Consider the following 22,097-nt stretch of genomic DNA (forward strand, 5'->3'; position numbering starts at 1 on the left):
AAGCTGCGACGGAGTCCAGAGTGATCTGGACATGCACCTCTAGCTCAATTGGCAGAGCAACTGACTCTTAATCAGTGGGTTCTCGGTTCAAGTCCGAGGGGGTGCACACGACTGGGACCCTCGCTTCGGCGGGGGTTTCCGTGTATCCGAGGGGGTCGGGACCGATGATCACCAGGGAGCCGAAGGGCGGGGCCCTCGACGCCGCCGAGCTTGCTCGCCGTCTCAACCTCCTGCTCGACTTCGAGGAGTCGCAGCGCGGTGCTCCGGTGCCGTTCTCCGCGATCGAGGACTACGTCGACGCCCGCGGCGGATCGCTCTCCCGTGCGAAGTGGACCTACATGATCTCGGGCGACGGCCGTCGCAACCGGGACACCGAGCTGCTGCAGCTCCTCGCCGGCTTCTTCGAGGTGGACGAACGCTTCCTGCTCGAGGACAGCGAGGTCCCCGAGCGGATCGGTGCCCAGCTCGCCCTCGTCCGGTCGCTCCGTTCGGCGCGCGTCAGCGGCTTCGCGGCACGGACGTTCCCCGGCGAGCTCTCGCCGGAAGCGCTCCGACGGATCGCTGCGGTGATCGAAGAGGAGTCGCAACGCGGGATCGAGCCGTGACCGCGTCCCGCATCGACGCGTTCTGGGCGCGCGGGCGCGACGAGGGCTGGTCCGGCGTGGACCAGGCCGTCGCCGCCGCGTCGGAGCTCGTCGGCAAGCCGGTCGTCGTGCGCGAAGAGGCGTTCCTCGCGGCCGAGCCGGTCTGCGGGTTCGTCGCGACGCTCGAGCACGAGCACCTCATCATGATCTCGCCGACGCCGTCGCAGACCTTCCGTTCGTTCGTGATCGGACACGAGCTCGGGCACGTCCTGCACGCGCACCACGAGGTCTCCGCGCAGTCGGCGTACATCCGCGACGTCATCCCGGACCTGCCCGAGTACAAGGTCGAGCGTGCCATGGCCCGCGGCCTGTTCGAGAACGAGTTCGAGCGAGAGGCCGAGCTCTTCGCGGACCGGCTCGCACAGCTGATCCGGGACCACCGGAGCCGCCCGAGCGCCTTCCGCGGGGTCTTCGGGTGATCCTGTCGGTCGTCCAGGCCGTCCTGCTCGTCGCCGGGGCCGTGGCGCTCTTCGTGCTGCAGCGCGGCCAGGACCGCACGCTCGCGGTGACGTTCCTGCTCTTCTGCGCGACCATCGTCACGAACGTCGACCCGCTCTACCTCTGGCTCGACCCGCTGTTCGGCGGGGTCAACGTCGTCACGGTCGTCAGTGACTGCCTGATGATCGCCGGTACCAGCACGCTGCTCTGGGGTGTTGCGAAGGCCGTCGGCGCCGCGGGGCCGTGGCTCCGGAACGCGATCGTCGTGTCGTGCATCGTCGTCGGCGTCGTCATCGTGACCGCGTTCGTCGTGCTCGACAAACCGGCGACCACGACGACGTTCATGCTCGTCGCGGGGACGCACCCCGCAGCGGCCGTGTACTCGATCGCCCAGACGCTCTACCTCGGGGTCGCGCTCGGGGCGACCGGCATCATCTGCGTGCTGCACGTGCGCGAGGCCAGGACCCGCACCGACCTCGTCGGGCTGTGGGTGCTCGTCGTCGGCGGTGTGTTCGGCGTGGTCCGGATGGTCGTCGTCGTGGTGATGGACCTGGCGCACGTCTTCGGTGACGTCGCCCTGACCCGCACGCTCTCGCCGCCGTACGACGTCACCACGCCCGGCGCGGTGATCTGCGTCGCGTCCGGCATGCTGCTCCTGGTGATCGGACACCGTGTCGCACAGGCGCGTCGGTCCCGTGCGGTGACGACGGCGATCCGTGCGCTGGAGTCACTGCACGCCCGGGTGGGCACGGACAACGAGTACCCGGTGTCGGCCGACCCCGCCACGCGACTCAGTCGGCTGATCGTCGAGATCAACGACGGTGTCCGGAGCTCCCGGGCAGCCCTGACCGACCGGGAGCGCGCGGTGCTCGCGCGTGCGGAGGCCGCGCTCGATGTGGCCTAGGGCGGTCACGCGCGGGGCGGTCGCGGTCACGGCGCTCGATGGCCTCGGCGTCGCGGCAGCGTCCTTCGTGGGCAGGCGCGCGGCCGCGCTGTACGACACCTCCGAGATCCTCCCGGACCCGACACTGACGAGCGTGTCGATCGACGACCTGCCCGGGTGGGTCGCGCCCGGACCCGACGACGGCGGCCGGTGGGCGCTGTTCCTGCCCGGGCTCGGGTCGCACCCGCTCCGACACCAGGAGGTGGCCCCGGCGTTCCGGGAGCTCGGCTACGCCTGCCTGTTCGCGTCGCACTCCGCTCGGCGACCGGCACGGCGGCACGCGTTCGGTGCCCGAGAGGCAGCAGAGGCCCTCGCGTGGATCCGTTTCGCAGCGGATCGTGGCGCCGAGGAGGTCACCCTCCTCGGCTGGTCGTTCGGTGCGTCCCTGTGGCTCAGGGCGCTGGCTGAGCCGCTCCCGGTGGCGATCCGTGCCGTCGTGCTCACCGGCCCGCTCGTCGACTGGTCCGAGACGATCGCACACGGTGCCGGTGGGGGCGTGTTCGGCAGGATCCTCGCGACCGCGGCGCGGGCCGTCCTCGCCACGCCCGTCCTCTGCCGGTTCGCGGGGCAGCCAGCGCCCGTGTCGCTCCGACCGGCGCGACGCCCGCTGGTCACCCCACCGCTCGTCGTCGTCCACGGCGACGCCGACACCACCGTGCCGCTCGGGACGAGCGAACGACTCGTCGCCGCGTGGCCGGCGCCGGCGCGCCTGCACGTCGTCCCTGGTGCCCGGCACGGAGCGGAGCGGGACGTCGATCCCACGGGATGGCTCGACGTGGTCACCCCCACCGTGTAAGGTCTGTAGCAATTGCTACACAGCGTGTGGCGATCAGCCGGTGGGACTCGGCCGCGTTGGGGGCGGCCGAGCACCACCGAACTCCGACACCTGCTGCGTAGACTCGTCGGGTGCTCGTCTTCGCCGCAGTCGTCCTGTTCGTCGGTGCCCTGTTCAACCTGATCGCTTGGCCGCGCTTCTTCCAGCGCGTGGCGAAGGACACCAGGGCGCGCGACGCATCGGGGCGCCCGACCACGTTCTACACGGTCCACCTCGTGCTCCTGCTGGTCGCGCTGGCGATCACCGCAGCGTCGATCGTCGCGGGCATCCTGCTGCTGGTCTGACGGCTCACGGGCCGCCGTGTCCGGACCGTCGGTCGGACGGGAGGCGCGCGGCGGGCCCGCACCTGGGCCCACGCCGCCGGTTCCGGACCGACGCGTCAGCGGCGGGTCGGCCGTGCCGGTGGGGAGCCTCCCGTCCGGCTCTGGTCGGGACCACCGCTTCAGGCGCGCTTCAGCGCCGGCCGCCAGAATGCACGACATGCGTGTGCTGGTGGTCGACGACGAGGTACGGCTCGCCGACGGCGTCCGCCGCGGGCTCGAGGCCGAGGGGTGGGCGGTCGACGTCGCCCACGACGGTGTCGACGGACTGTGGCACGCGCGGGAGTTCGGCTACGACGCGATCGTGCTCGACCTGATGATGCCCGGGATGAGCGGGTGGGCGGTCTGCGGCCAGCTCCGCGCCGAGGAGAACTGGACCCCGGTGCTCATGCTCACCGCGAAGGACGGCGAGTGGGACCAGGTCGAGGCCCTCGATGCCGGCGCGGACGACTACGTCACGAAGCCGTTCTCGCACCCCGTCCTCGTCGCGCGGATCCGCGCCCTCGTCCGCCGGGGCGCGCGTGAGCGACCGAGCGTGCTCACGGTGGGGGACCTGGTGGTCGATCCGGCGGCCAGGACCGTCGCGCGGGGCGCGCAGCGACTCGACCTGACGAGCCGCGAGTTCGCGGTGCTCGAGTTCCTCGCCCGCCGTGCCGGCCAGGTCTGTTCGAAGCGCGAGGTCATCGAGAACGTCTGGGACGTCGACTTCGACGGCGACCCGAACATCGTCGAGGTCTACGTCGGACACCTGCGGCGGAAGGTCGACCGGCCCTTCGGGCGGAACTCGATCGAGACGGTGCGTGGTGCTGGCTACCGACTGGCGGCCGACGGTGCCTGAACGACGCCGGCGGCTCCGCAGTCTCCGTGCGCGGACGACGTTCGCGGCGGTCGCGCTGGTCCTCGCGGCGCTCGTGGTCGGATCGGCCGCGTTCGTGGTGGTCCTCCGGCTGGTGCTCGTCGAGGGGGTCAGGTCGAGTGCGGAGAGCGGGCTCGAACAGGCGTCCGCCAGGGTCGAGGCGGACGGTGCCGGCGCGGTGGACGGTTACGACGACGTCCTCGTGCAGGTCGTCAGCGACGACGGAGAAGTCCTCGCCCACGGTGACGACGCCGACCCGCCCGCGCTCCCGACCGGCGACGAGAGCCGCTGGACGCACGACGGTGAGCGGTGGCTGCTCGTGTCCGACGACGTGGACCTGCCGGACGGCACCGAGGCGACGATCGTGTTCGGCTCGTCGCTGCGGTCCGCCGACACGGCGACGACGGCCGTCACCACCCTGCTCGCGATCGGCGTCCCCGTCCTCGTCGCGCTGATGGGCGTCGGGACCTGGATCGTCGTCGGGCGTTCGCTCCGCCCCGTCGACCGGATCCGGCGCGAGGTCGACGCGGTCCGCGGCGACGCGCGCGGCGCCCGGATCGCCGTACCGGACACCGGTGACGAGGTCGCCCGGCTCGCGGACACCATGAACGCGATGCTCGAGCGGCTCGACCGGTCGGCATCGGCGCAACGGCAGTTCGTCGCGGATGCGTCGCACGAGCTGCGGTCGCCGATCGCATCCGTCCGGCAGCACGCGTCGGTGGCGGCTGCGCACCCGGACCGGATCGGGGTCGGCGAGCTCGCCGAGGTCGTCACGGCCGAGAACGACCGCCTCGCGCGGTTGGTCGACGGACTCCTCGTGCTCTCGAAGCTCGACGAACGCGGGGTCACCGACGGCCGCGCGGTCGACCTGGACGACCTGGTGCTGGCCGAGGCCTCCCGGGTGCGTTCCGCCGGGCTCGTGACGGTCGACGGATCCGGGGTCGGGCCGGCCAGGGTGCTCGGTGATGCCGGCGTGCTGTCGCGCGTCGTGCGGAACCTCGTCGACAACGCCGTCCGGCACACGTCGGGACGGATCGCGCTGGGCGTGCGCGCGGAGGGCGCGTGGGCGGTCCTCATCGTGGACGACGACGGCGTCGGGGTGCCGGGACCGGAACGCGACCGCGTGTTCGAGCGGTTCGTGCGCCTCGACGAGGCCCGCAGCCGCGACGACGGGGGATCGGGGCTCGGACTCGCGATCGTGCGGGACGCGGTGCGCGCGCACGGTGGATCCGTGGTGATCGAGGACGCGCCGCTCGGCGGTGCCCGCTTCGTCGTGCGCATCGCACTCGGTGGATGACCAGCGGGCTTCAGGACTGCTTCAGCACCCTCCCGTCAGGCTCGCCGCATGAACCTCACCGACATGCCCCGCACCCGCCGACTCGCCCTGTCCGCCACCGTCCTGGTCGCCGGCGCCCTCGCCGTGACCGGGTGCGCGAGCGGCTCGGGCGACCCGTCCGGATCCGGTTCGTCCGGGTCGGGATCGTCCAGCGCGGCGGCGTCCGGACCGGCCACCACGGCCGCCGCGTCGAACGACGCCCTGCTCGCCGCGGTCGCGACCGCTCGCGACGCCGTCGGCTCCGGGACCGTCATCTCGGTCGAACAGGAGCAGAACGGCTCCGCGTGGGAGGTCCTCGTCGTGACCTCCGACCAGGCCGAGCACGAGGTCCACACGAACGCCGACGGCACCGCGACCACGGGCGACCCGGTGATCGACGACTCCGACGCCGACGACCGTGCCGAGAACCAGCGCTTCGTCGACGCCGCGAAGATCGACGTCCGGGATGCTGCAGCGCGTCTGACGGACGAGGTGGCAGGGGCGGTCACGGAACTCGGCCTCGACGACCACGCCGGCACGGTCGTCTGGGAAGGTGACGTCCGCGACGACTCCGGGACGAAGCACAGCATCCGCGTCGACGCGGGCTCCGGCGACGTCGTCACGAACGTCGTCGACACGGACGACTGACCCGGCAGCGCCCGACGTGCAGCGGCCGCAGGCGCGTGGGGACGCCTACCGGTCGTGCCGGCGGAGTCCGTCCACCACGATTTCGAGCAGCCGGCCGGTCTGCGCCGGATCGATGGTGTCCCGTGTGGACAGCAGCACGCCGATCAGGGCCGCGGTGACGTCATCTGCGACGACGTCGGTGCGGAGGGTCCGGTCGGCCACCCCCGCGTCCAGGAACCGCTGCACGGCGGCGTTCACGCGCTCACGGGTGTGCACGGTCTCGGCCGCGCCGCGGATCGCCCCCACCCGCACGGTCTCCGCCATGCCCCGCTTGGTCTGGACGAACCCGGCGTACCGGTCGGCGAAGGCGCGGAGTGCCCGGTCGGCGGGGAGCTCGGCGAGGAATCCGTCGACGGTGCCGAGGACGGCATCGAGCTCGACGGCGTAGACGGCGGCGACGAGGTCCTCGCGCGTCGGGAAGTTCCGGTAGAGCGTCCCGATCCCGACGCCGGCGGAGCGGGCGACGGCTTCGAGGGAGGCGTCCTCGCCGGCGGTCGTGAACGCCGATCGTGCCGCATCGACGAGCTTCTCGCGGTTGCGCGCGGCGTCGGCGCGGGGGCGACGGGACACGTGCGCGTCGGGACTGGACAAAGTGGAGGTGCCTCCGTTTACTATGGGATCACAAACGGAGGAACCTCCGCTTGCTGACCAGACTACCGGAGGCTCCCCATGACAGCACCCCTGGACACCGGCTCGCTCGGCGGCCGCACCGTCGCACGCATCGGCTACGGCGCGATGGCGCTCGAGCGGTTCGAGGACGACCGCGCGGCCGGCGTCGCGCTGCTCCACCGCGCCGCGGAGCTCGGGGTCGACCACGTCGACACGGCCGACTTCTACGGCGACGGCGTCGCGAACGACGTCATCCGCCGGGCGTTCGGTGACTCCGACGCGATCACGGTCGTCAGCAAGGTCGGGGCCGTGCGAGTCGACGCGCCGGTGCCGCTCGCCCTCGCCCAGCGCCCGGCGGAGCTGCGCGCGCAGGTCGAGGCGAACCTCCGCACGCTCGGACGCGAACGCATCGACGTCGTCAACCTGCGTCGGGCGGACGCGGGCCCTGGGCTCCGAGCCGAGGGGGAGCAGCTCGTCGACCTCGACGATCAGCTCGCGGAGATGGTGGCGATGCGGGACGAGGGGCTCATCGGCGGCATCGGGCTCAGCGCGGTGACGACCGACGTCGTCCGCCGCGCGGTGCCTGCTGGCATCGTCTGCGTGCAGAACGCCTACTCGCTCGTCGCCCGCGAGTTCGAGGACCTGCTGGACCTCTGCGTCGCCGAGGGCATCGCGTGGGTGCCGTTCTTCCCGCTCGGTGGCGCCTTCCCAGGACTGCCCAAGGTGGGGGAGGAGCCCGCCGTGGTGCGGGTCGCGGCCGAGGTGGGGGCGACACCGTCGCAGGTGGGGCTGTCCTGGCTGCTCGGGCACGCGTCGAACGTGCTGCTCATCCCCGGGACGTCGAGCGTCCAGCACCTCGAGGAGAACGTCGCCGTCGGCGGTGTGGTGCTCGACGCGGGTCAGGCAGCCGCACTCGACGCCGTCTGGGGCGACCGGGTCGCCGCGGGCACCGACGCGCCGAGCTGGCCGTGACGCGGCTGGGTCACCGGGTCAGTTCGCCGCCGGTGCCGGCGTGCCGAGGGTCCGGCGGAGTGCCAGGGCAGCGACCCCCTCGTCCGAGGTGTCGAGCAGCACGCGGTAGGTGTCGTCGGGCGTGAGGAACTCGACGCACACCGCGTCGAAGTCGCACGGCTCGATGCGCCATCCGTACACGGCGTCCATGGGGACCGTCGTCAGCGCGTCGCGTTCGTAGCTCGTCTCGGCGTGCACCCGGTCGCGGAACACTCGGACGCGTCCGAAGGCGCCCCGCCACGTGAGCTGCAGGTCGAGTTCGGGAGAAGGAGAGGTCCGCCACCCGCTGATCGTACCGACGGGTGCCGGACCTCTCGACATCACCGAGACGCCGCGTTGCGCGATGCGGACACGATCAGGCCCGATCGTCCCCGTCGCGGTCGTCACCGCGACGCACCTGGTTCGCGGGGTCGCGGCCGGTGATCGGGTACGGGCCGGTGACGCCCTCGCGGAGGGACGCGATGCGCAGGATCCGGTCGCGCTGCAGGAACCACCCGACGATGAGCAGCGGGATCACGATCACGAGCGACGCGATCGTGTACGTGCCGACGGGGTAGTCGATCGCCATCAGCACGATGACGGACGCCAGGAACGCGAGTGTCAACCACGAGGTCACCGGAGCGCCGGGGAGCTTGAACGACGGTTCCTTCGCCAGGCCCTGCTTCGCCCAGGACCGCAGGCGCATCTGGCAGAGGATGATCGTGCCCCACGCGGTGATGATGCCGAGGCTCGCGATGTTCAGGGCGATCTCGAACGCCTGGCTCGGGATGAAGTAGTTGAGGACGACACCGGCGACGGTGAACGCCGCGGTGAGCAGGATGCCGGCGTACGGCACACCGCCGCGGGTCATCTTCGTGGTCCACTTCGGCGCCGAGCCGTTCATGCCCATCGAGTGCAGCGCACGGCCTGTCGAGTAGAGGCCGGCGTTCAGCGAGGACAGCGCTGCGGTGAGCACGACGAAGTTCATGATCGACCCGACGACCGCACCGACCTGCGGGTTGCCGATCGACGAGAAGAACGTGACGAACGGGCTCTCGCCCTCCTTGTACGCCGTGTACGGCAAGAGGAGCGACAGCAGCACGACCGAGCCGACGTAGAAGACCGCGATGCGGAAGACCACGGAGTTGATCGCGCGGGGGATGACCTTCTCGGTGTTCTGCGTCTCGCCGGACGCGGTGCCGACGAGTTCGATGGCCGCGTACGCGAAGACGACGCCCTGCACGACGAGCACGGTCGGGAGCAGGCCGTTCGGCAGGAGCCCCCCGTTGTCCGCCCAGATCGAGAAGCCGGTCTGCACCTGCTGGCCACCGGCCTCGACCGGGAACGCCCAGATGAGCCAGATGAGCGCGATCACGAGGAAGGCGACGAGCGCGGCGACCTTGATGATCGCAAACCAGAACTCGAGCTCGCCGAAGACCTTGACCGCGACCATGTTCGCGGCGAGGACGACGATGAGCGCGATGAGCGCGAGGAGCCACTGCGGAGCGGCGGTGAACGCCGACCAGTACTTCAGGTAGACGGCGACGGCGGTCGTGTCGACGATCGACGTCATCGCCCAGTTGAGGAAGTACATCCAGCCGGCGGCGTACGCGAACTTCTCGCCGTAGAACTCGCGGGCGTACGAGATGAAGGAACCGGAGGACGGGCGGTGGAGCACGAGCTCGCCGAGCGCACGCAGGATGAAGAACCCGAACACCCCCGCGATCAGGTACACGACCGCCAGTGCCGGTCCCGCCGTGTGGAGTCGCCCGCCGGCACCGAGGAAGAGGCCGGTCCCGATCGCACCGCCGATCGCGATCATCTGCAGCTGGCGGGGCTTCAGACCGTGCTGGTAGCCCTCCTGCTCGTGCGAGAAGTCGTTCGCGGGCGCGCGGTCCACCCCGGTGTCGTTCTGCGCTGTCATGCGCGCCACGCTACATGCGCGGTGCAACAGGGGCGGCACACAAATCTCCGAGCAGCCTGAAATATAACGAGACGGTTACGATCGCGACCCGCATGGGTGCCCGCGACACGCCGTGTCCGGGGTACACGGGTGCCGGTCCTCCGGCGGACGTCGATTCGCGATGGGGGACAACGGTCGATAGCGTTGAACGTCCCCTCAGGGGACACCGACGATCAGGACGCGTCCTCCGGGCAACACAGCGGGGGCCGTACGGTCGGCCGGACCGGGGTCGTCCCGAGTACGACCCCCGCGTGCGTGATCGCTCGCCCTGCGCCCGTCGCGCACGGCTTGCAGCGGTCGCGACGAACAGGGTGCCGGACGACCCGTTCGCAACCACAACACGTCCGTCGTGCGCCACGCGCCACGGTCGTGCGAGGAGCACCGTTGACCATCGCCCCATCCGAGAGCCGGCACGCATCCGCGCCGGACACCCCTGCGACGGCACCCGCTGTCCGGGTCCGTGACATCACCAAGGTCTTCGGGCGACGCCCCACCGAGGCCGTTCGCCGTCTCGCTGCAGGCGCCTCCCGCGACGACGTCCGCGAGTTCGGCTCCGCGGCCGTCATCGACGCGTCGTTCGACGTCCAGCCGGGCGAGATCTTCGTCGTCATGGGCCTGTCCGGCTCCGGCAAGTCGACCCTCATCCGGATGCTGAACGGGCTGCTCGAGCCGACCGCCGGCACCGTGGAGATCGGCGGCCGCACCGTCACCAAGGCCGCGCCGAAGGAGATCCGTGACATCCGCCGGTCGAGCGTGTCGATGGTCTTCCAGCACTTCGCCCTGCTGCCGCACCGCACGGTGATCGAGAACGTCGCGTACGGCCTCGAGGTCAACGGCGTCGAGAAGTCCGAGCGACTCCGCAAGGCCCGCGAGGTCATCGACCTCGTCGGGCTCGACGTCTGGGCCGACGCCAAGCCGGACGAGCTCTCCGGCGGCATGCAGCAGCGCGTCGGCATCGCCCGTGCACTCGCCGCCGAGACCGACGTGCTGCTGATGGACGAGGCGTTCAGCGCCCTCGACCCCCTCATCCGTCGTGAGATGCAGGAACAGCTCGTCGACCTGCAGCAGCGTCTCGGCAAGACGATCGTGTTCATCACGCACGACCTCAACGAGGCGATGTTCCTCGGCGACCGGATCGCCGTGATGCGCGACGGACGCATCGTGCAGATCGGGTCCCCGGAGGACATCCTCACGGACCCGGCGAACGACTACGTCGCGCAGTTCGTGCAGGACGTCGACCGCGCCCGCGTGCTCACCGCCTCGAGCGTCATGGAGCCCGCGCGCGCCGTCGTCCCGCTCACCGCGGGTCCGCGTGGCGCGCTCCGCGTCATGCGCGACCTGCAGACCGCTGCCGTCTTCGTCACCGGCCGCGGGCGGAAGCTCGAGGGCTGGGTCCGCGACCGGCACGTGATGCGCCAGGTCAAGGCCGGCGACACGAACCTCGACGCGATCGTGAACACCGAGTTCGCCCAGGTCGCACCGGACACGGCCCTCACCGACCTGTTCGAGCTCGCCGTCGAGTCGCCGCTGCCCATCGCGGTCATCGACGACGAGCAGCGGCTGCTCGGCGTCGTGCCGCGCGTGACGCTCCTCGCCGCCCTCGGCAACGTCCCGACGACGACGAGCCCGATCCAGACGCTCGAGCCCGTCACCCGGATCTCGAACGACGACCTCGACGAGACCCTCGCCGCGACCACGGAAGGAGATCACGCGTGATCACCCCCGGTACGAACTCCTTCGGAGACTTCCACCTGCCCCTCGGCAGCTGGGTGTCCGCCGTCGTCACCTGGATCACGACGTACCTCTCCGGGTTCTTCGACGTGGTCCGCTACGTCTTCACCTGGATGGACGCGTGGATGGAGTACTTCCTCTCCACCCCGCCGTTCTGGGTCGTCACCCTGGTCCTGGTCGCGCTCGCCTTCGCCCTGAAGGGCTGGAAGCTCGCCCTCGGTTCCGCGATCGGCCTGCTGTTCATCGTCAGTGTCGGACAGTGGACGAACGCCATGGACACCCTGGCGCTCGTCATCGTCGCCGCCGGGCTCGCGGTCGTCTTCAGCATCCCGCTCGGGGTCTGGGCCGCGCGCTCCGACGCCGCCAGCCGGGTGATCCGCCCCGTGCTCGACTTCATGCAGACGACCCCGGCGTTCGTCTACCTGATCCCGGCGCTGCTGCTCTTCCGCGTCGGTGTCGTCCCGGGCATCGTCGCGACGATCGTCTTCGCGATGGCTCCGGGGGTCCGGCTCACCGAGCTCGGCATCCGTGGCGTCCCGAGCGAGATCGTCGAGGCCGGCGCCGCGTTCGGCTCCAGCCCGTGGCGCATCCTCCGCCAGATCCAGCTGCCCCTCGCCAAGGCCAGCATCATGGCCGGCGTCAACCAGGTCATCATGCTGTCGCTCTCGATGGTCGTCATCGCCGGCATGGTCGGCGCCGGCGGCCTCGGGGAGCAGATCGTCGCGTCGCTGAACCGCATCGACGTGGGGCTCGGAGCGGAGGCCGGTCTGTCGGTCGTGGTCCTGGCGATCCTGTTGGACCGCCTGACCGCAGCGCTCGGCGGCGGGGCGAGTGGAGCCTCCCGGCTGTGGCGGCGCGACCGCAGGACGGCCGCGACCGCGACGCCGGACGCGGCGGCCGCGCCGACCACCGCCACCTCGGAGGCGACCGCCTCCGATCGTCAGACCGTCGACGTGTGAGGAAGGACCCCACCATGAAGCGCACCAAGCGAATCGTCGCGACGCTGGCCCTGGCCGCCGCGACCGCCGTCGGCCTGAGCGCCTGCATGCCCCCCGGGTACTACGGCGCGACCGGCAACGTCGCGAACGGCGACCAGAAGTCCATGTCGATCGTCGTCTTCAACGGCTGGGACGAGGACACCGCCGCCAGCCAGCTCTGGAAGTACGTCCTCGACCAGAAGGGCTACGACGTCCAGCTCACGAACGCCGACGTCGCACCCGCCTACCAGGGGCTGTCGTCCGGTGACTACGACGTCGTGCTCGACACCTGGCTGCCGAACACGCACAAGCAGTACATGGACAAGTACGGCGACCAGCTCACCGACCTCGGTGCCTGGAACGAGCAGGCGTCCCTCGAGCTCGCCGTGCCGGAGTACTCGAAGATCGACTCCATCGAGGACCTCAAGGCGAACGCCTCGGACTTCGGGAACAAGATCATCGGCATCGAGCCGGCCGCCGGTGAGACCGCCGTCGTGCAGGACGAGGTCATCCCGCAGTACGGCCTCGGCTCGATGGACTTCATCACGAGCTCGACGCCGGCGATGCTCGCCGACCTCAAGGCCTCGATCGCCAAGAAGGAGGACGTCGTCGTGACGCTGTGGCGTCCGCACTGGGCGTACGATGCGTTCCCGATCAAGGACCTGGAGGACCCGAAGGGCGCGCTCGGCAAGAACGAGGAGATCCACACCATCGCCAAGAAGGACTTCGCCAGCGACTTCCCGCAGGCGGCGAAGTGGATGCAGGACTTCACGATGGACTCCGACACGCTCTACTCGCTCGAGAACGCGCTGGTCAACAGCGGTGCGAAGGCGAGCGAGTACCCGGCGATCACGAAGAAGTGGGCGTCGGAGCACCAGGACTACGTGGACTCGCTCACGTCGTCGAAGTAACGGCTCGACACTGACGGGAGGCACGGTGCCGGTCGGCACGGTGCCTCCCGTCGTCTTGTGGCCGGCTGGGCGACGGGCGTCGTCCAGTTGGTTGCATGGAGGGATGGACATCCTCCTCCGACTCCTCGTCTCGATCGGGTTCGCCCTGCTCCTGACCGCGGTCGCCGCCCTGGTCCTGCGTGTCGTCTTCCGCTCGCTCGGCCGGCGGGAACGCTGGGCCGCCTCGCTGTCCAGACGGACGAAGCACCCGACGAGGACACTGCTGCTCGTCACGCTGCTGTGGGCCGCCTTCACGTCGTCGATCCCCGCGACGGCCTCGTCCGGTTGGCGGGACACCGTGTCCCACGTGTTCCTGGTCGCCACGATCGGCGTCGGCACGTGGTTCGCCTGCGGCCTCGCGATCTTCCTCGAGAGCCTCGGGCTCCACAAGTACCGCGTCGACGTGCCGGACAACCGCGTCGCCAGGCGGATCCGCACGCAGGTCCTCATCCTCCGCCGCCTCACCGTCGCCGTCCTCGTGATCATCGGCGTCGGCGCGATCCTCCTGACGTTCCCCGGGGTCGAGGCCGCCGGAGCCAGCGTCCTCGCCTCCGCCGGGCTCATCTCGGTGATCGCCGGACTCGCGGCGCAGTCGACGCTCGGCAACGTGTTCGCCGGCATGCAGCTGGCGTTCTCCGGCTCGATCCGGGTCGACGACGTCGTCGTGGTCGAGCAGCAGTGGGGGCGCATCGAGGAGATCACCCTGACGTACGTCGTCGTGCACCTGTGGGACGACCGCCGGTTCGTGCTGCCCTCGACCTACTTCACGTCGACGCCGTTCGAGAACTGGACCAGGACGAACAGCGAACTGCTCGGCGCCGTGGAGTTCGACCTGGACTGGCGGGTGCGACCGGGGGAGATGCGCGTCGAGCTCGACCGGATCCTGTCCCGCACCGAGCTCTGGGACCAGCGCGTGAAGGTGCTGCAGGTCACCGACGCGGTGCAGGGGTACGTGCGGGTCCGGGTGCTCGCGACGTCGCACGACGCCCCGTCCCTGTTCGACCTGCGCTGCTACATCCGCGAGGAACTCGTCGACTGGATCCAGCGCACCCACCCGGACGCGCTCCCCATCCAGCGCGTGCAGATGGTCGACGAGGTCGCGCCGCGCCGGCGGACCGCGTCGACGGCGTCCGACTCCGCGCTCTTCACACCCGACCAGGACGACCGCGCAGCGCTCTTCACCGGTCCGATCCAGACCGCGCACATCCCGCGGTCGGAGCAGTAGACGCGTTCCGCGCAGACGGGAGGCCCGGTGCCAGCTGGCACCGGGCCTCCCGTCCGTCAGACGGCCCGGTCGGGCCGTCCGGCTGATGGTGCGTTCAGCTCACGGCTGACGCGCCCGGACGGCGCGGTCGTCCTCGACGACCGTGCCGATCGCCACGATCGTGGTGGCCAACCAGGCAACCCACGTCAGGGCGAGACGCCAATCACGCGGCCCCTGCCTGGTGGTCTGCAGCACGCTGTAGCCGCTGATGATCGAACTCCACACCGCACCGTTGAACAAGAACTTGCGCACGGATTCCTCCTGTCGTCGTCGGCGTCCACGCTACTGGTCTGTACATTGGAGCGCCGCCGATCGCGGCCGCTCATGGAGGAGTCATCGTGCGTCAAGCCGTCATCGGGGCAGGTCTGTTGGTCGTCGGCGCCGTGTGCGTCGCACTCGGGCTGCTCCCGTTGCCCGAACTCGCCGAGCTCGCCGACCGGGTCGTGCCCGTGCTCGGGTTCGTGCTCGGGCTCACGATCGTGTCCGAGCTCGCCGCCGACGCCGGCGTGTTCGACCGCCTCGCCGACGTCGCCGCACGCATCGGCGGCGGGCGGACCATCGGGCTGTGGGGAGCGGTCGTCGTCCTCGCCGTCCTGTGCACGGTGTTCCTGTCGATCGACACCACCGCGGTGCTGCTCACCCCGATCGTGATCGCCCTGGCCCGTCGGGTCGGGCTCCCGCCGATGCCCTTCGCGCTGACCACCGTGTGGCTCGCGAACACCGCGTCACTGCTGCTGCCCGTCTCGAACCTGACGAACCTGCTCGCCGTCGACCGCATCGGGCTCGACGGGCCGATCCCGTTCGCCGGGCTCATGGTGTGGGCGGCGCTCGCCGGGGTCGTCGTGCCGTGTGCCGTGCTGCTGGTCGTCTTCCGCGGGCGGCTGTTCGGTCGGTACACGCCCGTCGACGTCCGTCGTCCGGCCGACCCGGTCTTCTTCACCGCCGCGTCGGTGGTGCTCGTCGCGCTCGTCGTCGCGCTCACCGCCGGGGTGACGGTCTGGATCGCGGCACTCGCGGCCGCTGTGGTGCTCGTGGTCGTGGCCGCGTTCCGCGCACCGGGCGAGCTGCGGCCGTCGCGGGTGCCGTGGTCGACGCTGGTGTTCGCCGCCGGGCTGTTCGTCGTGGTCGAGACACTGCACGCCACCGGGGTGACCGACCCGATCGTGCGCGCGCTCTCCGGCGGCACCGACACCGGGTCGCTGCTGCTCCTCGCCGGTGCCGGCGGGGTCGCCGCGAACGTGATGGACAACCTGCCCGCGTACCTGGTGCTCGAGCCGGCCGCCGGCCACGAGGCCCTCCGCTACGCGGCGCTGCTCATCGGCGTGAACGCCGGGTGCCTCATCACGCCGTGGGCATCCCTCGCCACGCTCCTCTGGCACGCCCGGCTGTCCGCCGAGGGCATCCGGTTGTCGTGGGGCAAGTACATGGCGCTCGGCTGCGTCGTCGCGCCACTGACGGTGGTCGCCGGCGTGCTCGCCTTGGGGGTGTAGCGCGCCGCTCGGCGTCCGCGTCCGGCGCTACAGCCAGTCGCGGTGCTTGAACACGCGGTAGAGCACCAGGCTCGACACGACGATGAGCGCCACGGAGACGAACAGGCCGCCCCACTGCCCCTCGCCGGGGAACGTCACGTTCTGCCCGAAGAACCCCGTGATGGCGGTCGGGATCGCGATGATCGCCGCCCAGCTCGTCACCTTCTTCATCACGGTGTTCTGCCGGTTCGACGCCAGGTTGAGGTTCGTGTCCAGCACGCTCGACACCGCGTCCCGCAGCTGGTCGGCTGAGTCGGCGATCGACACCAGGTGGTCCTCGACGTCGCGGAAGTACGGACGGATGCCGTCGGCGATCGTCTCGGCGTCCCCGTGGAGCAGGGACGCGACGCTGTCCTTCGTCGGGACGACCAGCCGACGGATCACCCCGAGTCCCTTCCGGAGCGCGAACGACCGGCGCTGGATCTGCTGCTCGCGGGGGTTGCCGCGTTCGAACAGGTCGTCCTCGAGCTCGTCGATGTCCTGCTCGATGTCCTCGACCACCGCGGACGCGTGGTCCACCACCGCGTCGAGCAGCCCCCACACCAGCCACGGCACCCCGTGGTCCGCCTGGTCGGCGTTCGCGTCGAGGCGACTCGAGACCTCGCCGATGTCGAAGTCGGCACCGTGGATCGTGACGAGTGCGCGGGGGGTGACGAACGCCTTGACCTCGTGCACGACGACCGAGCCGTCCGCGTTCCGCCCGGCGATGTCGTAGACGACCAGGAACAGGCTGTCGCGGTACCGGTCGAGCTTCGGGCGCTGCCCGCGTTCGACCGCGTCCTCGACGGCGAGCGCGTGGATGCCGAGTTCGACCTCGACGTGTTCGAGGTCCGCCGCGGTCGGGTCCGTGTAGTCGATCCAGACGAACGTGTCGTCCTCGGCGACCAGGTCCGAGACGCGTTCGACGGGGAAGTCCCGCTCGGCTGCCGATCCGTTCCGCCACGAGCGAGTGCTGACCATGCGCGCCAGCCTAGTGACGGGACGACTGCGCGCCCGGCGGGGAAGCCCCGCAGAGCGCGCAGTCCGTACAGGTCCGGCTCAGTACGCCGAGACCAGCTTGCCGTCCTCGACCTTCAGGAACTCGTAGACGTCGAAGGTGTCCTCCTGGTGCCCGCTGTCCCCGAAGTACGACGTGTAGTCGTACCCGATCACACCGTCCGAGGTGCTCGTCACCTGGATGCTGCCAGAACCCGAGGTCTCCACCTTGAGCTCCGGCATCGTCTTCACCTCGTACTTGACCGCACCGTCCGCGTCGTACGGGCCGTACCAGGGGCAGCCGCTCAGTGCGTCGACGTCGGTCTTCGCGGCGCACGCCGTGATCTCGTCCGTGACGAACTTCTCCGCGTCGGTCGTGAGCTGCTTCGTCGGCTTCGGGGTGAAGTCGACGTACGGGCTCGACGAGCCGCCGATCGACAGCGTCTTCGTGCCCCCGGTGAAGTACTTCGTCCCGCCGACCTGGACCCGGTAGGTGCCCGGGTAGGCGAGCGACCGGAAGGTCCCGTCCGAGATCGTCCCGACCCGCTTCCCGCCGACCGTGACCGGGGCGCCCTCGAGCGCGGACGCGGCGGTGATCGACACGGACTCCGCCAGAGGAGCGGTGACACGCCACTCGTCCTTCACGAGCCAGCTCGTGCCGGTCCGACGGAGCTCCACCTGACCGGAGCGGTTCTTGCCGCCCTGCGTGTAGCTCACGGTGGCCACGGCACGGTCGCCGCTCGTCGCGACCCGCCCCACACGGACGTCGCTCGGGCGGTTCTCCGCGCTCTTCAGCACGGCGGCGTCGAGCATCGCGGCGTCCTCGGGGACCTCGCTCATCCGTTCGGCGGTCGCGGCGTCCCCCCGGGCGATCGCGTCGACGTAGCTCCGCACCGTCGGCGCAGGGCCCCACACGTTCGAGCGGAGGATCCCGGCGGTCACCGCGCCGGCGACGACCACCACCACGACGGCGCCACCGGCGACGAGCGACCGGACCAGGACCTTCTTGGCACGCGGCGACATGGGCGCAGCGGCGCTCGCCGCATCCGGCCCGACGAACGGCTGCGAGGCATCGGCGGTCGGCTGGTCCCCGGCGGCCGGGACACCCGACCACCCAGCGGCCTGGGCGGAAGCGGGACCCGCCGCGCCCGTCCGCGCCGCGCCCGTCGGCGCCGCGCCCGTCGGCGCCGCGCCGGCCGCCGGCGCTGCCCAGGCGGGTGTCACCTGGCGCGGGTCGGCACCGACCAGGCGCGACGTGAACAGGACGATGCGCGATCCCAGGCGGGGGACGAGCAGCGGCGCCAGGTACCGCGCGACGACCTCGATCGCCGCACCCCACGCGGCGAACACGACCGGGGTCCACGGCGCGACGCCCATCGACCCGGAGCCGCCGACGACGCTGGACCCGGTCGCCGAGTACGAGAACACCCCGGTACCGAGCACGAACACGACCACGCCGACGACGAGCCAGACCACTGGTGACACGACCCAGTCGAGGGTGGTCCTGATGCGGTCGTTCCGTCGGACGGCGAGTGCGAGGCCGGCGGCGACGGCGGTGAGGGCGACGAACAGCACGAGCAGCCAGAGCCAGCCGGACGCGCCGCCGAACGCGGAGGCGGTCTGTGCGCCGCTGCCGAAGCCGGACACCCCGACGCCCCCGAGGAACCCGAGCGACACGATCGCCGACGCCAGGTTCCCGACGACGAGCGGCAGTGCCGACCCCCACGACGGCTGGACGACGAGCGCGACGACCACCAGGACGACCGTGACGAGCACCACCAGGAACCCGACCTGCCCGACGGCGACGCGAGCGGTGCCGAGCGTCCGGACGGCGAGCACCCGGCCTCGTGCGAGCACGGACGGGCGGGCCAGGAGCGCGGACGCCGCGCCGACGACGAACGCGCCGAGGACGCTGCCGATGCCGATCGCGTGCACGGCGCTGATCGACACCCCGGACGACGCCGGGAACCGGATGGCGAGCACGAGCCCGGCCAGCGTCGTGAACGCGGTGAGCACCAGCCCGGTCACCGCCGAGGTGACGAGGAGCTGCGGCACGCCCAGCGAGCGGCTGCGGATCCGGCGGGTGAGCACGACGGCGATGACGACCTGCGCCGCGAGCACGAGCGCCGGCGCGACGCCGAGCGACGCGGAGCCCGCGAGGCCGAACAGCGGCACGGACCCCGACACGTGCAGTCGTCCGAAGTCGGCGAGGGCGACGAGCTGCGCAGGAGCCCCGAGCAGCACGCTGATGCCGGACAGCAGGCTCTGCAGGTCGGGAGCAGAGGTCGCCGCGCCCGAGTCGGGCACGAACCCGCCGTCGATCGACGCGCCTCCGGACGACCCGGACCCGACGGCGACGATCGCCACGGTCAGCAGCAGCGAGATCCCCGCGACGACGTAGGCCGCGACCCAGGCGCCGGCGCCGGCGATCGCTGCGGCCAGCCAATCCCGACCGCCGATCGAGCGGAGGAGTCGGCCGAGCGCATCGGGCTCTCGAGGTGCGTCGGGCTCTCGAGGGGGGACGGGTGGGGTGTCGCTCACGGCGGGAGTCCTCTCCGGCCGGGCGGCCGCGCACCAGCCCCTCCGGCACGCCGTGTCCCCCCGACACGGATGCAGCATATCGGAAGCCGCGGATCCTCCGGGAATCAGCTGTCGGCACGCTGGTAACTTCGAACCCGTGTCAGCACCCCGCAGCTCTTCCGCCAAGTACTCCTTCGTCGTCGCCTCCAACCGCCTGCCCGTCGACCGCGTCGTGGACGACGAGGGCAACGAGGGCTGGCGGCACTCGCCCGGCGGGCTCGTGACGGCGCTCGAACCGGTGATGCGCGCGAACGACGGCGCATGGGTCGGCTGGGTGGGGCAGCCGGACGTCGAAGTGGACCCCTTCGACAACGAGGGCATCCACATCGTCCCGGTCCCGCTCAGCACGAGCGAGGTCGAGGAGTACTACGAGGGCTTCAGCAACGACACGCTCTGGCCGCTCTACCACGACGTCATCGAGCACCCGAGCTACCACCGCGACTGGTGGAACTCCTACAAGGGCGTCAACAAGCGCTTCGCCGAGCAGATCGCCGAGATCGTCGAGCAGGACGGCATCGTCTGGGTGCAGGACTACCAACTGCAGCTCGTCCCGGCGCTCCTCCGCGAGCTCCGCCCGGACCTGACGATCGGCTTCTTCAACCACATCCCGTTCCCGCCGGTCGGCATCTACGCGCAGCTGCCGTGGCGTGCGCAGATCCTCGACGGCCTGCTCGGGGCGGACGTGATCGGATTCCAGCGGCACGACGACGCCAGCGACTTCCTCCGCGCGGTGCGGCACATCAAGGGCTTCACGACGAAGGGCTCGACGATCGACGTCCCCGTCGACGACCCGAACGCCCCGCGGAGCCGCAAGGGCGTCACGGTCCGCCACGTCGAGGCACGACACTTCCCGATCTCGATCGACGCCGAGAGCTTCGAGGAGATCGCCAGGCGCCCCGAGGTGCAGGAGCGCGCCCGCGAGATCCGACAGGGGCTGGGCAACCCGAAGACCGTGCTGCTCGGCGTCGACCGGCTCGACTACACCAAGGGCATCCGGCACCGCATCAAGGCCTTCGGCGAGCTCATCCAGGACGGCAGGGTCAAGGTCGAGGACGCCACGCTCGTGCAGGTCGCGAGCCCGAGCCGGGAGCGTGTCGACACGTACCGGATGCTCCGCGACGAGATCGAACTGAGCGTCGGGCGGCTGAACGGCGACCTCGGCACGATCACGCACCAGCCCATTTCGTACCTCCACCACGGCTACCCGCGGGAGGAGATGGTGGCGCTCTACCTGGCCGCCGACATCATGCTCGTGACCGCGCTCCGCGACGGCATGAACCTCGTCGCGAAGGAGTACGTCGCCACCCGCTTCGACAACGACGGCGTGCTGATCCTCTCCGAGTTCGCCGGCGCCGCCGACGAGCTGAAGCAGGCGGTGATCATCAACCCGCACGACATCGGCGCTCTGAAGGACTCGATCCAGCGTGCGATCGAGATGCCGAAGCGCGAGCGCTCGACGCGGATGCGCGCCCTCCGGAAGCGGGTCCGCGACAACGACGTCGCCCGCTGGTCGCGGTCGTTCCTCGAGGCCCTCGACCGGCACGCTCCGCGCAACGCGCGGATCGACCCGACCGGTGCGGAACAGCACCGCGAGGCCCAGACCGACAACATGTCGATCTTCGACCAGGACGCGCAGACCGCGCGTGCAGCGGAGGACACCCGGGAGGCCCGTGATGCGTGACCAGTCCACGAACGTCGACGAGACGGCGGCTCCGGAGCTCGACACGGCCCTCGCGGACCTGGCGGCGTCCGACACGCTGCTGGTCGCGCTGGACTTCGACGGCACGTTGGCGCCATTCGCCGACGACCCCGGTCAGGTCGGTGCCCTGCCGGGGAGCTGGGCGGCGGTCCTGACGCTGCAGCGCGCGAAGGGCACCGAGGTGGTGCTCGTCTCCGGCCGCCCGCTCGACTCGCTCGCCCGGGTCACCGGGGCCCCGTCGGACATGTCGCTCGTCGGCTCGCACGGCGTGGAGTGGCGCGTCGACGGCCATGACCAAGAGGCCCTGACCGCCGAGGAGCACGACCGCGTCGCGCGGATCGGTGCTGCGCTCGACGCCGTCGGGGAGCGCTTCCCCGGGGTCGTCATCGAGCACAAGCCGGCAGGGCACGGCGTGCACACGCGCCGGGTGAGCGCCGAGGTCGCGGCCGAGGCGAACGCCGCAGCGAGTGCGGCGGCGCACGAGGCCGACGCCGACGTCCTCGAACGCGGCGGCAAGGACATCCTCGAGTTCGCGGTGCGACACGTCACGAAGGGCGACGCCATCGACCGGCTCCGCGAGCTCCGCGGCGCCGACGCGGTGTTCTTCGCCGGGGACGACGTCACCGACGAGGACGCCTTCCGTGTGCTCCGCGACGGCGACGTCGGTGTGAAGGTGGGGGAGGGCGACACGCTCGCCGGCCACCGGGTCGCCGATCCGGCGGCCCTGACCGACGTCCTGAAGCAGCTCGCGAGGCTGCGTGCGGTGCGCTGACGAGGTGATCCGAGCCTCCC

The 22,097-nt window shown here is 71.0% G+C and carries 22 protein-coding genes and 1 tRNA gene; 17 read left to right on the forward strand and 6 right to left on the reverse strand.

The annotated features are described in order from the left end of the window. Window positions 1-33 precede the first annotated feature (33 nt). The 9 genes from ACEN9V_RS19150 (at window position 34) to ACEN9V_RS19190 (ending at window position 5,999) form a co-directional block, all read left to right on the forward strand. Window positions 34-106 (forward strand) — tRNA-Lys (locus tag ACEN9V_RS19150). A 58-nt stretch (window positions 107-164) separates the two neighbouring features. Continuing rightward, entirely contained in the window at window positions 165-605 is a 441-nt protein-coding gene (locus ACEN9V_RS19155) for a hypothetical protein (RefSeq protein ID WP_281264950.1), read from the forward strand. Then, the gene (locus ACEN9V_RS19160) at window positions 602-1,063 is read left to right on the forward strand and encodes a hypothetical protein (protein ID WP_413601622.1); all 462 of its coding nucleotides are present in this window, start codon (window positions 602-604) and stop codon (window positions 1,061-1,063) included. Before ACEN9V_RS19155 ends, ACEN9V_RS19160 begins: the two co-directional genes overlap by 4 nt. Then, a complete protein-coding gene (locus tag ACEN9V_RS19165) occupies window positions 1,060-1,986 on the forward strand; it encodes a hypothetical protein (protein WP_281264948.1) in 927 nt (308 codons plus the stop codon). The genes ACEN9V_RS19160 and ACEN9V_RS19165 overlap by 4 nt, the downstream gene beginning before the upstream one ends. Then, entirely contained in the window at window positions 1,976-2,821 is an 846-nt protein-coding gene (locus ACEN9V_RS19170) for an alpha/beta hydrolase (RefSeq protein ID WP_413601623.1), read from the forward strand. Before ACEN9V_RS19165 ends, ACEN9V_RS19170 begins: the two co-directional genes overlap by 11 nt. Before the next feature lie 110 nt (window positions 2,822-2,931). Beyond that, window positions 2,932-3,144 carry an SCO4848 family membrane protein gene (locus ACEN9V_RS19175; protein ID WP_281264946.1) on the forward strand — a complete coding sequence of 71 codons (213 nt, stop codon included), beginning with the start codon at window positions 2,932-2,934 and terminating at the stop codon, window positions 3,142-3,144. 196 nt (window positions 3,145-3,340) lie between these two features. Then, window positions 3,341-4,018, forward strand: coding sequence for a response regulator transcription factor (locus ACEN9V_RS19180; protein WP_413601624.1), 678 nt, complete (start codon window positions 3,341-3,343; stop codon window positions 4,016-4,018). Further along, window positions 4,011-5,333, forward strand: a complete 1,323-nt coding sequence (locus ACEN9V_RS19185; protein ID WP_413601625.1) for a sensor histidine kinase — start codon at window positions 4,011-4,013, stop codon at window positions 5,331-5,333. The genes ACEN9V_RS19180 and ACEN9V_RS19185 overlap by 8 nt, the downstream gene beginning before the upstream one ends. A gap of 48 nt (window positions 5,334-5,381) precedes the next feature. Then, window positions 5,382-5,999 (forward strand): PepSY domain-containing protein, encoded by a 618-nt coding sequence (locus ACEN9V_RS19190; RefSeq protein ID WP_413601626.1) that lies wholly within the window; start codon window positions 5,382-5,384, stop codon window positions 5,997-5,999. Between the two features lie 45 nt (window positions 6,000-6,044). Here ACEN9V_RS19190 and ACEN9V_RS19195 read toward each other — a convergent pair whose 3' ends face one another. After that, entirely contained in the window at window positions 6,045-6,629 is a 585-nt protein-coding gene (locus ACEN9V_RS19195) for a TetR/AcrR family transcriptional regulator (protein ID WP_413601627.1), read from the reverse strand. Between the two features lie 78 nt (window positions 6,630-6,707). Here ACEN9V_RS19195 and ACEN9V_RS19200 point away from each other — a divergent pair, with 78 nt between their 5' ends. Beyond that, window positions 6,708-7,619, forward strand: a complete 912-nt coding sequence (locus tag ACEN9V_RS19200) for an aldo/keto reductase (RefSeq protein WP_413601628.1) — start codon at window positions 6,708-6,710, stop codon at window positions 7,617-7,619. Window positions 7,620-7,637: 18 nt separating this feature from the next. Here ACEN9V_RS19200 and ACEN9V_RS19205 read toward each other — a convergent pair whose 3' ends face one another. Further along, complete coding sequence (locus ACEN9V_RS19205) at window positions 7,638-8,045, reverse strand: hypothetical protein (protein ID WP_413601629.1); 408 nt, start codon at window positions 8,043-8,045, stop codon at window positions 7,638-7,640. After that, on the reverse strand, window positions 8,014-9,561 hold the full coding sequence (locus ACEN9V_RS19210; protein ID WP_413601630.1) for an amino acid permease: 1,548 nt from the start codon (window positions 9,559-9,561) through the stop codon (window positions 8,014-8,016). Before ACEN9V_RS19210 ends, ACEN9V_RS19205 begins: the two co-directional genes overlap by 32 nt. 429 nt (window positions 9,562-9,990) lie before the next feature. Here ACEN9V_RS19210 and ACEN9V_RS19215 point away from each other — a divergent pair, with 429 nt between their 5' ends. The 4 genes from ACEN9V_RS19215 (at window position 9,991) to ACEN9V_RS19230 (ending at window position 14,483) form a co-directional block, all read left to right on the forward strand. Further along, entirely contained in the window at window positions 9,991-11,316 is a 1,326-nt protein-coding gene (locus ACEN9V_RS19215) for a quaternary amine ABC transporter ATP-binding protein (protein WP_413603090.1), read from the forward strand. Further along, on the forward strand, window positions 11,313-12,290 hold the full coding sequence (locus ACEN9V_RS19220) for an ABC transporter permease (RefSeq protein ID WP_413601631.1): 978 nt from the start codon (window positions 11,313-11,315) through the stop codon (window positions 12,288-12,290). Before ACEN9V_RS19215 ends, ACEN9V_RS19220 begins: the two co-directional genes overlap by 4 nt. A 14-nt stretch (window positions 12,291-12,304) precedes the next feature. Next, complete coding sequence (locus ACEN9V_RS19225; protein ID WP_413601632.1) at window positions 12,305-13,219, forward strand: glycine betaine ABC transporter substrate-binding protein; 915 nt, start codon at window positions 12,305-12,307, stop codon at window positions 13,217-13,219. Window positions 13,220-13,322: 103 nt separating this feature from the next. Further along, window positions 13,323-14,483, forward strand: coding sequence for a mechanosensitive ion channel family protein (locus ACEN9V_RS19230; protein WP_413601633.1), 1,161 nt, complete (start codon window positions 13,323-13,325; stop codon window positions 14,481-14,483). A gap of 99 nt (window positions 14,484-14,582) precedes the next feature. On the opposite strand, the gene ACEN9V_RS19235 is transcribed toward ACEN9V_RS19230, so the two are convergent. Next, window positions 14,583-14,774 carry a hypothetical protein gene (locus ACEN9V_RS19235; protein ID WP_281264934.1) on the reverse strand — a complete coding sequence of 64 codons (192 nt, stop codon included), beginning with the start codon at window positions 14,772-14,774 and terminating at the stop codon, window positions 14,583-14,585. A gap of 86 nt (window positions 14,775-14,860) precedes the next feature. Here ACEN9V_RS19235 and ACEN9V_RS19240 point away from each other — a divergent pair, with 86 nt between their 5' ends. Continuing rightward, entirely contained in the window at window positions 14,861-16,012 is a 1,152-nt protein-coding gene (locus ACEN9V_RS19240; protein ID WP_281264933.1) for an SLC13 family permease, read from the forward strand. A 27-nt stretch (window positions 16,013-16,039) separates the two neighbouring features. On the opposite strand, the gene ACEN9V_RS19245 is transcribed toward ACEN9V_RS19240, so the two are convergent. Next, complete coding sequence (locus ACEN9V_RS19245) at window positions 16,040-17,011, reverse strand: magnesium transporter CorA family protein (protein ID WP_413601634.1); 972 nt, start codon at window positions 17,009-17,011, stop codon at window positions 16,040-16,042. Window positions 17,012-17,089: 78 nt separating this feature from the next. Then, a complete protein-coding gene (locus tag ACEN9V_RS19250; protein ID WP_413601635.1) occupies window positions 17,090-19,567 on the reverse strand; it encodes a hypothetical protein in 2,478 nt (825 codons plus the stop codon). A gap of 136 nt (window positions 19,568-19,703) precedes the next feature. Here ACEN9V_RS19250 and otsA point away from each other — a divergent pair, with 136 nt between their 5' ends. Together otsA and otsB are read left to right on the forward strand one after the other, a co-directional pair. Then, window positions 19,704-21,287 carry an alpha,alpha-trehalose-phosphate synthase (UDP-forming) gene (otsA, locus tag ACEN9V_RS19255; RefSeq protein ID WP_413601636.1) on the forward strand — a complete coding sequence of 528 codons (1,584 nt, stop codon included), beginning with the start codon at window positions 19,704-19,706 and terminating at the stop codon, window positions 21,285-21,287. Continuing rightward, window positions 21,280-22,077 carry a trehalose-phosphatase gene (otsB, locus tag ACEN9V_RS19260; protein ID WP_413601637.1) on the forward strand — a complete coding sequence of 266 codons (798 nt, stop codon included), beginning with the start codon at window positions 21,280-21,282 and terminating at the stop codon, window positions 22,075-22,077. The genes otsA and otsB overlap by 8 nt, the downstream gene beginning before the upstream one ends. The last annotated feature ends 20 nt before the right edge of the window (window positions 22,078-22,097 follow it).

The organism is Curtobacterium sp. Curtsp57 (assembly GCF_047324335.1).
In the GTDB taxonomy this organism is placed as follows: domain Bacteria; phylum Actinomycetota; class Actinomycetes; order Actinomycetales; family Microbacteriaceae; genus Curtobacterium.